Source organism: Saccharopolyspora flava, from assembly GCF_900116135.1.
In the GTDB taxonomy this organism is placed as follows: domain Bacteria; phylum Actinomycetota; class Actinomycetes; order Mycobacteriales; family Pseudonocardiaceae; genus Saccharopolyspora; species Saccharopolyspora flava.
In genome coordinates this window covers 270,915-282,771 of the sequence record NZ_FOZX01000009.1, presented here as the reverse complement: position 1 = coordinate 282,771, position 11,857 = coordinate 270,915, and the positions used below count along the sequence as shown (strand labels likewise).

Here is an 11,857-nt window from a genome sequence, read left to right as displayed (position 1 = left end):
AGATGGTTCATAAGCCACCGCGCAACGGTGCACGGACTTCCTGGAGCTGACAGTGACCGACGGCCCGAGAGCCACCCGGGGCAAACCGCGCAAGGCCGCGATCGCCGCGTGGATCGGAAGCGCGCTCGAGTACTACGACTTCTTCATCTACGGCACCGCCGCGGCGCTGGTGTTCAACAAGATCTTCTTCCCCACCTCCGACCCGGCGACCGGGACGCTGCTGGCGCTGGCCTCCTTCGGCGTCGGCTACCTGGCCCGGCCGATCGGGGCGTTCGTGCTCGGCCACATCGGCGACGCCTTCGGCCGCAAGCGCGTGCTGGTGTTCACCGTGCTGCTGATGGGCATCTCCACGGTCCTGGTCGGATGCCTGCCCACCTACGAGCGGATCGGCCTGGCCGCGCCCGCGCTGCTGGTCGCGCTCCGGCTGCTGCAGGGCTTCTCGGCCGCCGGCGAGCAGGCCGGGGCGAACTCGATGTCGCTGGAGCACGCGCCCGCGCACCGGCGCGCGTACTTCACCAGCTTCACCCTCAGCGGCACCCAGGCCGGGCAGATCCTGGCGACCGCGGTGTTCCTGCCGATCGCCGCGCTGCCGGAGGACCAGCTGGTCGCCTGGGGCTGGCGAGTTCCGTTCTGGCTCAGCGGGATCGTGGTCATCGCCGGCCTGGTGATCCGCAGCAAGCTCGACGAGACGCCCGTGTTCGTCGAGGAGGTCGCCGAGACGAAGCGCGAGAAGACGCCGCTGCTGCCGCTGTTCCGCGACCACTGGGCCGGGGTGCTGCGGGTGATCGTCGCGTCGGTGATCGCGGCGGTGAGCACGATCTTCACCGTCTACGCGCTGAGCTACGCGGTGAACACCGTGGGTCTGGCCAAGACGCCGATCCTGTGGGTGGGCGTGCTGGCCAACGTCGTGGCGCTGGCGGCGATCCCGCTGTGGGCGAGGCTGTCGGACCGGATCGGGCGCAAGCCGGTGTTCATCGGCGGTTCGGCCGGGTGCGCGGTGCTGATGTTCGCCTACCTGTGGTCGCTGTCGACCGGGAGCTGGGTGCTCATCTTCACCGCCGGGATCGCCCTGTTCGGCGTGGTCTACAGCGCCACCAACGGGATCTGGCCCGCGTTCTACGGCGAGATGTTCCCGGCGAAGGTGCGGCTGTCGGGCATGGCCGTGGGCACCCAGATCGGGTTCGCGCTGGCCGGGTTCTCCCCCAGCATCGCCGAGGCCATCGGCGGCGGGCGCGACGGGTGGATCTCCGTGGCGCTGTTCACCGCCGGGCTGTGCGCGCTCAACATCATCGCGGTCGCCTCGGCCCGCGAAACGCACGAAGTGCCCACCGCCGAACTGGGCCTGCGCAGGACTCCGACAACGGTCTGACCTCGGCCGACGGACCCGCACGGCCCCGATCCCACCGGGATCGGGGCCGTTCTGCGTCCAGGACTCCCGCACAGGGTGGCACTGCGTTCCGTGATGTGGGATATCCGTCTCGAGCGTTGACCTCCCGGTGGGGCGCTGCGAGCATCCGAAGCGTGTTCATCCGGAACGCCTTCTCCTGGCGCCTGCACGTCGATCTCCGGCGGCAGGCCAGCTCCATCTGTCCGATCGCGTAGGGCTTTTTCGGGGCAGTGGGCAGTTTTTCCTCGAACTGTCCATGATCAAGATCCCTTTTGTCCGGTCAATTCGAGGAAAAACCGTCGCTTCCCGCGCGCCCGGTGACGTCGTCTCCCGGGCGGAGTCGTCGTGCCTCGCAGATGGAGTGAAAGATCTTGCGCCGTCGTGATTTCCTGTCGTTGCTCGCGGCCACCTCGGCCACCGGAGTGCTCGCCGCGTGCTCCGGTGGCAGCGGCGGTGACGCCGCGGCCGCCCCTCCCCCGCCGCTGATCCCGCCCGAGCAGCTGCGCGGGGTGAAGCTGCGAGTCGGCGACCAGAAGGGCGCCTCGCGGTCGCTGATCCGCTCCGCCGGACTCGACGACTTCCCGTACCAGGTCGAGTGGGCGACCTTCACCTCCGGACCGCCGCTCATGGAGGCGTTGTCGGCCGACGCCATCGACATCGGCGGGACCGGCAACACTCCCCCGCTGTTCGCCGCCGCCGCCAAGGCCGACTTCAAGATCGTCGCCGTGGCGCAGGGCAACGTCGCCAGCGACGCCGTGGTGGTGCTGCCGAACTCCCCGCTGCAGACCCCGGAACAGCTGCGCGGCAAGAAGATCGCCGTGGCGAAGGGGAGCTCCGCGCACGGGCAGATCCTGCAGACCCTCAGCGCCCTCCGGCTCACCCCCGACGACGTCCAGCTCGTCTTCCTGCAGCCCGCCGACGCGCTGGGCGCCTTCAAGCAGGGCGCGGTGGACGCCTGGGCGATCTGGGACCCCTACTTCGCGCAGATCCAGCTCGAATCCGGCGCCCGGGTCATCGCCGACGGGCGCTCCGGCGGCGCCAACGGCTACACCTTCCAGGTCGCGAGCACCGCCGCGCTGGCCGACGCCCGGCGCAACTCGGCGATCGCCGACTACCTGACCCGGCTGGCCCGGGCCAACCGCTTCTCCGACGCCAACCGGGAGGCCCGCGCCCAGGCCTGGTCGCAGGACACCGGCCTGCCGATCGAGGTCACCCGCAAGGCCACCGAACTCGGCCCCGACCTGCCGGTCCCGCTGGACGAAACCGTCATCCGGTCCGAGCAGGAACTCGCCGACGCCTTCGTCGCCGCCAAGGAGATCCCCCGCAGATTCGCGGTCGCCGACTTCGTCGACACCCGCTTCGCCAGCCAGCTCGCCACCGCCTAAGAGGGAACACCGATGCCCATCACCACCCACTGGTTCCTGCCGACCCACGGCGACGGCCGGTCCGTCGTGGACCGCCCGCACACCACGCCGACCGGGGCCGACACGCCCCGCCGGCCCGACATCGACTACCTCGCGCAGGTCGCGCAGGCCGTCGAGCACCTCGGGTTCACCGGGATGCTCACCCCCACCGGCAGCTGGTGCCAGGACGCCTGGATCACCACCGCCGCTCTGCTGGCGCGCACCAAGCGGATCAAGTTCCTGGTCGCCTTCCGCCCGGGTTCGCTGTCGCCGACGCTGGCGGCGCAGCTGGCCGCGACCTACCAGAAGGTCTCCGAGGGGCGGCTGCTGCTCAACATCGTCACCGGCGGCGAGTCCACCGAGCAGCAGCGCTACGGCGACTGGCTCGACCACGACGAGCGCTACGCGCGCACCGACGAGTTCCTGGCGGTGCTGCGCGGCATCTTCGCCGGGGAGCCCTTCGACTTCGACGGCGAGCACTACAGCGTGCGCGGCGCGACCTCGTTCGAGGCGCCGGAGCCCGCGCCGCCGCTGTACTTCGGGGGTTCCTCGGAGGCGGCGCTGCCGGTGGCGGCGCGGCGCGCCGACGTGCACCTGACCTGGGGCGAGCCGCCGGCGGCGGTGGGCCGCAAGGTGCAGCGGTTGCGCGAGCTGGCCGCCGAGGAGGGCCGCGAGCTGCGGTTCGGGCTGCGCGCGCACGTGATCACCCGCGACACCAGCGCCGACGCGTGGGGCACCGCGCAGCGGTTCCTGGAGCAGATGGACCCGGCCGACGTCGCGGCCTCGCAGGCCAAGATCGCCAAGACCGAGGCGACCGGCCAGCGCAAGATCGCCGAGCTGCACGGCGGCGTGCTGCCCAGCAGCGCCCGCGACCTGGAGGTGCACCCGGGCCTGTGGGCCGGTGTCGGGCTGCTGCGCGGCGGGGCCGGGACGGCGCTGGTGGGCAGCCACGCCGAGGTGGCCGACCTCATCGAGGAGTACCACGCGGTGGGCATCGACGAGTTCGTGCTGTCCGGCTACCCGCACCTGGAGGAGGCCTACTGGTTCGGCGAGGGCGTCCACCCGGAGCTCGCTCGCCGCGGCCTGCGCGCGGCGACCGGACCCGCGGTCGCGCGCGATCTGACCCCGGCTCCGCACTGACCTGCGGAAACAACTCGGCCCCAGCCAGCTGGCTGGGGCCGAGTTCTGTCAGTACCGGTTGCCGCCGGGTGCCGGGCGCTGCGGCGGGCGTCCGCCGGGGCCACCGGGGGCGCCGGGACGGCCCGGGCCCGGGGGCTGCGCGCCGGGGCGACCCGCGCCGGGCGGCGGGGCGGCCGGGGGGTTGCCCTGCGGACGGCCTTGGTTCGGCTGAGCGCCGGGACGGCCCTGCCCGGGCGGGGCCGGACGGCCGCCCTGGTTCGGCGGCGGGCCCTGCGGACGTCCCTGACCGGGAGCGCCCTGCCTGCCCGCGCCGGGCGGCTGCTGCGGGGCACCGGGGCGACCCTGACCGGCCGGACGACCCTGCTGCGGGCCGCCGGGACGACCCTGCTGGCCCGCACCGGGCCGGGCGCCGGGGCGGGCGGCGGGCGGCTGGGCGCCGCGCTCGGGCCGGGAGCTCTCCGCTCGGGAGGCCCGGAGGTCGTCGCTGAAGTCCAGGTCGAAGTCGTCGTCGTCACGACGCCTGCGGCGCGGCATCCGCATCGGGGCCTTGCCCGCGTTCTTGCGGCTGTTGATCCACAGGTCGAAGCCGAAGATCACCAGAGCGGCGATCAGCAGCAGCAGGCCCAGCAGCGGCACTTCCAGGACCAGCGCCGTCACCAGCGCGAGCACCAACATCGCGATGATCGGTACCCACGCGAACGGGTCGATCCGGTTCAGGATCGCGGAGATCCCACCGGAATCGTCGTGGTCCGCGTCACGTGCCATCGAGACTCTCCAACTCCACTCTGCGCCCGGCCGCGGAAGTGTACCGGAGAGTCACTTCCGGACCCGCGACCGTCACCCGCCGATGCGGGTCCGATCACGCCTTTTCTACGCCATCATCGAGCGGCCAAGCGGACCCGGACACCCCAGAACCCCACCCCGGCCGGACGCGGCGCGGGGCGCTCGTCCCCGTCTCGCCGTCACCCGCCGCGCGGACCGAGTCAGGATCATACTCACGGACCTGTTTCCCTTTGTTCACACCGGTGTCCGCGCACGGGAGTTCCGAGAACATCGGCTGCTGACCAGGCATTGCGCTCGCGCTTTTGTCCGAGGCGGCGAACCGGGTGGGTTAGGCACCCGTGAATTGCACTGTCCACTGTGGATCCATTACCAAATGGAAGCCACTCTGTGAACAGCCAGTTGATCACAGGCGGGCGGAGCCGTCATCGCGGACGTTTCTCCCAGTTGTCCGATGTAACACGGAGTTTCGTCCCGCGTCCACCCCGGACCAAGATCACTCCGGTGGCCCTGCAGCGGCAAGATCATGGATACTATCGTGACCGCCCGTAACTTTCCGGTGGCCAAAAGCCGGAGTCCGAAGTCACATTGATCGGGGCTGCGATGAGCACGGCCGGCGAGACGCTCGGCGATCTGACGAAAAGGCAGTTGGAAAACCTCTGCGGAGCAGTGGGAATAGACCCGGACGACCCCTCCCGATTACTCGGCGACGTGCTGGGAGCGGCCCGCGACCGGCCGCTGGCCGGCCCTCCCGCGTGGCCATCGGACATCGCCGACGACGCCACCCCCGTGGAGTTCTCCGTCCAGGTCAACGACGGCGGCGACCGCCACCTGCGGATCCTCGCCGAAACGCTGCCCGCCGACCCCTCGCCCACCGCGAACCTGCGGGCCGCGAAGGACCTCGTCGCCGCCCTCGCCGAGCGCTACGACCTGCCGCTGGACCGGCTGCGCGCCGTCGAGGACCTGTTCAGCCCGGACGAGCCGCAGGGCAGGTTCTCCTGGTGGTTCTCCTTCATCTTCGACGCCGCGGGCAGGCCGAAGTTCAAGGTCTACTTCAACCCCGACGTGCGCGGGCGGGACCGGGCCGAGGAGCTGGTCGAGGAGGCCTTCGCGCGCCTGGGCCTCGACGGCGCCCACCTCACCGTCTCCGACTACGCGCTGCGCAGGCCCGCCGACCGGCTGACGTTCTTCGCGCTCGACCTGGACCGCAGCCCGCAGTCGCGGGTCAAGGTCTACGTCTCGCAGCACGACGCGGGCGTCGCCGAGGTGCAGCACGCCGCCTCCGCCGCGCCCGGCATCGACCAGGGCCAGGTCGGCGACTTCTGCCGGCTGCTGGCGCCCGGGACCGAGCGCTTCACCGGCAGGCCGCTGGTGTCGAGCTACTCGTTCGTCCAGGGCGACCGCGAGAAGCCCAGCAACTACAGCCTGTACCTGCCGCTGCGCGACTACGTCCCGGACGACTCGGTGGCCCGCGAGCGGGTCCGCAGGCACCTGCGCGAGCGCCGCGTCGACCCGGCGATGCTCGACGAGGTGATCGGCGCGCTCACCGACCGGGATCTGGCTTCCCAGGCCGGATTGCTCGCCCACGTCTCCCTCCGTCTCAGCCCCGACCAGACCGGAACGACCGTCTACGCCTCGTCAGAGGCCTACGGCGGCACGAAGAACTGACCCGAGGAGCAACCCGCATGCCGCACTTGCGTCCCTACGTCTCCGCCGTCGTGCGCCCGATCCCGATCACCACGCGGGAGGAGCGCGTCGAGGAGCTGGATCGCGCCGGGCACAACCCGTTCAACCTGCCCGCCGACAAGGTGAGCATCGACCTGCTGTCGGACTCCGGGACCGGCGCGGTCTCGGTCGACCAGCAGGCCTGGGCGCAGCGGGGCGACGAGCGCTACGCGGGCGCCGAGTCGTTCTTCCGCTACCGCGAGGCGCTGCGGGAGGTCGTGCCCTACGAGCACCTGCTGCCGGTGCACCAGGGCCGGGCCGCCGAGCGCGTGCTGTTCTCCGCGCTGCTCGGCGAGGGCCGGATCAGCCTGAGCAACACGCACTTCGACACCACCCGGGCCAACGTCGAGCGGCTCGGCGCGGAGGCGCGGGACCTGCCCAGCCCGGAGCTGTTCGACCTCGACGGCGAGCACCCGTTCAAGGGTGACATCGACGTCTCCGCGCTCCGCCAGGTCCTCGACGGGCCCGACGGCGAGCGGGTCGGGCAGATCCTGATGACCATCACCAACAACGGCGGTGGCGGGCAGCCGGTGTCGATGGCCAACCTCAAGGAGGTCAGCGCGCTGGCGCGCGAGCGCGGCGTGCCGCTGATCCTCGACGCCGCGCGGTTCGCCGAGAACGCCTGGCTGGTCATCCGCCGCGAACCCGGCTACCAGGACAAGACCCCGCTGGAGGTGGCGCGGGAGGCCTTCGAGCTCGCCGACGGCGCGGTGGCCAGCCTGAAGAAGGACGGGCTGTCGCCGGAAGGCGCGTTCATCGGTCTCAACGACGCCGAGCTCGCCGACCGCTGCGAGGTCGACATCATCGCCACCGAGGGCTTCCGCACCTACGGCGGTCTCACCGGTTCCACGCTGGAGCAGCTGGCCCAGGGGCTGCGGGAGGTCGTCACGCCCGCCTACCTCGCCGACCGCGAGCACGAAGCGGCCTACCTGGCCGACCGCGCGCACCAGGCGGGTGTGGACACGGTCCGCCCGGCCGGCCTGCACGGGGTGTACCTCAACGCCGGCCGGCTGCTGCCGCACCTGCCCCCGGCGCGGTTCCCGGGGCACGCGCTGGCCTGCGCGCTGTACCGGGAGGGCGGCATCCGCTGCGCCGAGCTGGGATCGCTGTACCTCGGGACGCTGGACGACAACGCCGAGCTGACCTCGCCCGCGCCGTTCGAGCTGGTGCGGCTGGCGCTGCCGCGGCGGGTCTACGACCACAGCCACCTGGAGTACGTGGGCGAGATCCTGGCCGAGATCGCCAAGAACCCCGAGTCGGTGCCCGGCTACCGGATCACCGAGAACCCGCCGATCCTGCGGCACTTCCGCTGCCGCACGGCGCCGCTGAGCTGAAACCCGTTGCCCGGGTGCCCCCTTCCGGGCACCCGGGCAACGCTCACGCCGGTTCCGACGGGGTGCGGTCGATGGCGTGCCGGACGAGGGTGACCAGCGCGTTCTTGCACAGCGCGCGGTCCCGGGCGTCGCAGATGACGATCGGCACCTCGGGCGGGATCACCAGCGCGTCGCGCACCTCCTCGGGTTCGTACCGGTAGCCGTCGTCGAAGATGTTGACCGCCACCACGAACGGGATGCCGCGGCGCTCGAAGAAGTCCACGGAGGCGAAGGCCTCCTGCAGCTTGCGGGTGTCCACCAGCACCACGGCGCCGACCGCGCCCAGCGCCAGGTCGTTCCACAAGGGCCAGAACCGGTTCTGGCCCGGGGCGCCGAACAGGTACAGCACCACCTCGTCGGAGATGGTGATGCGCCCGAAGTCCAGCGCGACGGTGGTGGTCTCCTTGCGCTCGACACCGCTGAGATCGTCGATCCCCTCGCTGGCGATCGTCATCTCCTCTTCGGTGGTCAGCGGCGGGATCTCGCTCACCGCGCCGACCATCGTCGTCTTCCCGACGCCGAAACCGCCCGCCACCACCAGTTTCACGGGTATCGGGGCGGGGTTGGCACCCTCGTCCCCGCCGCTCCGGCCGGACTGCGCCGGGGCGGCCTGATCGGCCCCGGTCCGCGCCTCGGCCACCCTAGAGTCTGCAAAGCCCACGGTACACCTGCTCCAAGATCTCTCTGCTGACTTCGCTCCGAGGCGTGCGCACGAAGACCGCACCGTGATCGAGCAGGTCACCGCACAGGACGCGAACCACGCCCATCGGCTGCTCCAGCGCGACGGCGAGCTCCGCGAGCGAGACGGGGCGGTGGCACGCCTCCAGGATCGCGCGGTGCTCGGGCGTGAGCTCCAGCCTCGGTGTTTCCGGCCGCGGCTCGACGGTGACGACCTGGGTCGCGGTGTCGAGCCGCTGCTTGTGCTGTCCGGGTGTCCGGCCGCGCGTGATCGTGTAGGGCCGGACCATCGGTCCGGCTTCATCGTCGTACCACGCCTCGTCCACTGTCAGGTCCTCTCCGCCGCCAACCCGTGCAGCTCTCGCGGTGCCGCCGACAGGAACGACCCGACCCGGGTGATCAGGCGTCCCATCTCGTAGGCCACCAGCTCGATGTCGGTGTCCGCCGCCGACAGCACGGCCAGGCACGCGCCGCTGCCGGCCGCCGAGACGAACAGGAACCCGTGCTCCATCTCGACGTGCGTCTGCGCGACCTGGCCGCGGCCGAAGTCCTTGCTCACGCCCTTGCCGATGCTGCGCATGCTGGACGCCGCCGCGGCGAGCTTGTCACCGGCGTCCCGGTCCAGTCCCGCGGACTTGGCGATGACCAGGCCGTCGTTGGACAGCACCACCGCGTGGTCGGCGCCGTGCACGCCCTGCACGAAATCGTCCAGCAGCCAACTCAGTTTCGAAGCCGTCTCGGTCATGCCCACCTCACCTGCACTTGCTTGTCGTCGGGTCTGCTCACGAGCCGCTTCCGCCGGGCTCGTCCCCGGAGGATCTGGTTCCCTCGCCGCCGGTTTCGCCGAAGCCGCCCCGGAACGCGCGGCGGAATCCCGCCAGCTTGCTCGGCGAGGCGATCACCTGGTCCTCCTCGGCGTCGGGGTCGTCCTTGAGCCCGTCGGCCAGGTGCGTCTGCGGCACCCGCTTGGGCAGGGCCGGGCGCTTCCCGTTCCCGCCTTCGGTTTTCGCGCCGGGTGCGGCGTCCGGCGCGGGTGCTTCGGTGTCCGGCCACTCGTAGCCGGGTGAGGTCGCCTGCTCGCTCATCGTCCCGTCCCAGCCGAGTTCCCGCGGCCGCGGCACCAGCGCCGGTTCGGCCCGCTCGTCGTTGATCGCGCGCCGCTGCCGCTCGCGCTCCTCGAGGTTCCCGGCGATCTCCTGGCGCCGCTGCACGGCGCTGACCGGCACCTGCACGGTGTCGTCCTCGCCGCTGCCGGGCCCGGTCTCCAGGATCCGGTTGGGCAGCAGCACCGTGGCGCGGGTGCCGCCGTAGCCGGAGACGCCGAACTCCACCGAGACCTCGCGGCGGGCGGCCAGCCGGGCCGCGGTGAACAGGCCCAGCTGCTCGGCCTTGTTGTTCTCCAGCACGAGCCGGTCGAACTCCGGCGGCTCGTGCATCATCTCGTTCGCGCGGCCGCGCAGCTCCGGGTCCATGCCCAGTCCCTGGTCGGCGATGTCGATGGCGATGCCGCGGGCGACCTCGGTCGCCCCGACGTGCACCTGGGTGTTCGGCGGGGAGAACGCGGTGGCGTTGTCGATGAGCTCGGAGAGCAGGTGGATCGAGTCGCCCACGGCGGCGCCGTGGATCATCACGTCCGGCACGTGGCCGATGACCACCCGCGAGTACTGGTCGATCTCGGAGATCGCCGAGCGCAGCACGTCCATCAGCGCGACCGGGCGGCTCCACCGGCGGCCCGGCTGCTGGTCGCCGAGGACCAGCAGGTTCTCCACCGTGCGGCGGGCCCGGGTGGTGGCGTTGTCCAGGTCGAACAGCCTCGACAGCTGCTGGGAGCTCTCCTCGTTGCGCTCCAGCTGGTCGATCGTGGTGTGCATGCCGCGCAGCAGCCGCTGGATGCGGTGCGCCATGCCGACGAAGACCACGCGGGCTCCCTGGCGGGCGCGGGTCTCGCCGACGGCGGCCTGCACGGCCTCCTGCTGGAACAGCTGGATGGCGTGGGCGACCTCGCCGACCTCGTCGGTGCCGTACTGGCCCAGGCCGACCATCTCCGCGTCGACGTCGACCGCCTCGCCCTCGCGGAGCCTGCGGACCACGTCGGGCAGCCGCTCGGCCATCGCCAGCGACTCGGTGCGCAGCCCCTGCAGCCGGGTGAGCAGGGCGTCGTCGACGACCGTGCGGTAGACGCGGCGGGCGAAGAAGAAGGAGCCGACCGAGACCACCAGCGCGACCAGGCTGCCGATGAGCACCGTCAGGAGCGTGCCGCTCGCGCGGCTGACCGCGCCGTTGGCGACCTCCTCGCTCTGGGTGCGGACCAGGTGCGACATCTCGGCGCCGACGTCGTTGGTGATCCGGCGCCAGTCCTCCACCCGCAGCTGCGGGCGCTCGCCGGGGCCGAAGGCGCCGTGCGCGACGAGCTCGTCCTCGGCGGCGGTGAGCTGCTTCCAGTCCGGGTTGGCGATCATCGCCTCGTAGCGCCGGCGCACGTCGGGCAGCATCGTGGTCAGGTTCGCCTCGACGGCTGTGTGGTGACCGACGATGTAGCCGGTGAGCTCGCGGTGCTGGGCGGGGGTGAGCTGGCCGCTGGCCAGCACGGTGCCCACCATCGACGACTCGCGGGAGAGCATGTCGGAGGCGCGGAACAGCTCGACCGCGGCCAGCGAGCCCTGCCGCGCCTCGGAGTCCGGGGTGATCCGCGACTGGACGTCGAAGAGCCTGGTCGCGGTGTCGAACATGTCGTTGTAGAAGGCGTTGAGCTCGTCGACCGTGGCCTGCCGGGCGGCGATGCGCTGGCGCAGGTCGGGCAGCCGCTTGAAGTAGCCGTTGAGCTCGTTCATCGGCTCGATCACGTCGGCCGGGGCCGATTCCAGGACCGGGACGGCCTTCTCGTTGAGCTCCTTGAGCGCGCTGTCGGTGGCGCGCTGCTGGCCGCGCAGGTCGTCGGTGGCCGCGCCGGGCTGGCTGATGACCTCCAGGCTGCGGAGGCGTTCGCGCTGCACCTGGTCGAGGGCGTTGACGGCGGGCAGCGACATCTGCTGCACGCCGGAGGCGATCTGGCGGGCGAAGAACGCGTCGAAGGCGAACAGCGAGCATCCCACCGACCACAGCACGGCCACGACGATCCACGGGACGAAGACCGCCCAGGTCAGTCGCGACCGGATCGAGGAACCACCGCCGCTGCGCCGACTCTCGCGGCCTGGCGGGGAGCTCGCGGGGCCCGGCGGGGAGAAGGAGTCGTCTTGGGTCGTCACTTCCACGTTCTTTCCATCGGTGGTCTTCGCCCGAGCCGGGGCACACCCGGCGACCCGACTGTGGGTGCCCTCGATACGTTCGAGACCCTATCGGATGATCTTCACTCAATAGTGGATGCTGGCGGG

The 11,857-nt window shown here is 71.5% G+C and carries 10 protein-coding genes; 5 read left to right on the top strand and 5 right to left on the bottom strand.

Translation table 11 applies throughout. The features are described from left to right. Positions 1–52 precede the first annotated feature (52 nt). From BM424_RS23400 to BM424_RS23390, 3 genes are all read left to right on the top strand, one after another. Complete coding sequence (locus BM424_RS23400) at positions 53–1,369, top strand: MFS transporter (protein WP_093421922.1); 1,317 nt, start codon at positions 53–55, stop codon at positions 1,367–1,369. Between the two features lie 389 nt (positions 1,370–1,758). Then, positions 1,759–2,772, top strand: a complete 1,014-nt coding sequence (locus BM424_RS23395; protein WP_245776071.1) for an ABC transporter substrate-binding protein — start codon at positions 1,759–1,761, stop codon at positions 2,770–2,772. 12 nt (positions 2,773–2,784) lie between these two features. Further along, positions 2,785–3,930 (top strand): LLM class flavin-dependent oxidoreductase, encoded by a 1,146-nt coding sequence (locus BM424_RS23390; RefSeq protein ID WP_093421919.1) that lies wholly within the window; start codon positions 2,785–2,787, stop codon positions 3,928–3,930. A 48-nt stretch (positions 3,931–3,978) separates the two neighbouring features. Here the strand turns inward: BM424_RS23390 and BM424_RS28550 are convergent, their stop codons facing one another. Further along, a complete protein-coding gene (locus tag BM424_RS28550; protein ID WP_139274142.1) occupies positions 3,979–4,695 on the bottom strand; it encodes a hypothetical protein in 717 nt (238 codons plus the stop codon). A gap of 684 nt (positions 4,696–5,379) precedes the next feature. Between BM424_RS28550 and BM424_RS23385 the strand changes: the two genes are divergently transcribed. Further along, entirely contained in the window at positions 5,380–6,378 is a 999-nt protein-coding gene (locus BM424_RS23385; RefSeq protein ID WP_245776070.1) for a tryptophan dimethylallyltransferase family protein, read from the top strand. Between the two features lie 17 nt (positions 6,379–6,395). Next, positions 6,396–7,769, top strand: coding sequence for a tryptophanase (locus BM424_RS23380; protein WP_093421913.1), 1,374 nt, complete (start codon positions 6,396–6,398; stop codon positions 7,767–7,769). A 43-nt stretch (positions 7,770–7,812) separates the two neighbouring features. Here the strand turns inward: BM424_RS23380 and BM424_RS23375 are convergent, their stop codons facing one another. The 4 genes from BM424_RS23375 to BM424_RS23360 form a co-directional block, all read right to left on the bottom strand. Next, the gene (locus BM424_RS23375; protein ID WP_425442056.1) at positions 7,813–8,355 is read right to left on the bottom strand and encodes a GTP-binding protein; all 543 of its coding nucleotides are present in this window, start codon (positions 8,353–8,355) and stop codon (positions 7,813–7,815) included. 94 nt (positions 8,356–8,449) lie between these two features. Continuing rightward, on the bottom strand, positions 8,450–8,812 hold the full coding sequence (locus tag BM424_RS23370) for a DUF742 domain-containing protein (RefSeq protein WP_245776069.1): 363 nt from the start codon (positions 8,810–8,812) through the stop codon (positions 8,450–8,452). 2 nt (positions 8,813–8,814) lie between these two features. Then, a complete protein-coding gene (locus BM424_RS23365; protein WP_093421907.1) occupies positions 8,815–9,231 on the bottom strand; it encodes a roadblock/LC7 domain-containing protein in 417 nt (138 codons plus the stop codon). Positions 9,232–9,268: 37 nt separating this feature from the next. Then, positions 9,269–11,731 (bottom strand): sensor histidine kinase, encoded by a 2,463-nt coding sequence (locus BM424_RS23360; RefSeq protein WP_139274141.1) that lies wholly within the window; start codon positions 11,729–11,731, stop codon positions 9,269–9,271. Between the last annotated feature and the right edge of the window lie 126 nt (positions 11,732–11,857).

Coding starts and splice junctions, on each gene's coding strand:
- BM424_RS23390 (WP_093421919.1), top strand. CDS start 2,785: ATGCCCATCACCACCCACTGGTTCCTGCCGACCCACGGCGACGGCCGG.
- BM424_RS23365 (WP_093421907.1), bottom strand. CDS start 9,231: ATGACCGAGACGGCTTCGAAACTGAGTTGGCTGCTGGACGATTTCGTG.
- BM424_RS28550 (WP_139274142.1), bottom strand. CDS start 4,695: ATGGCACGTGACGCGGACCACGACGATTCCGGTGGGATCTCCGCGATC.
- BM424_RS23380 (WP_093421913.1), top strand. CDS start 6,396: ATGCCGCACTTGCGTCCCTACGTCTCCGCCGTCGTGCGCCCGATCCCG.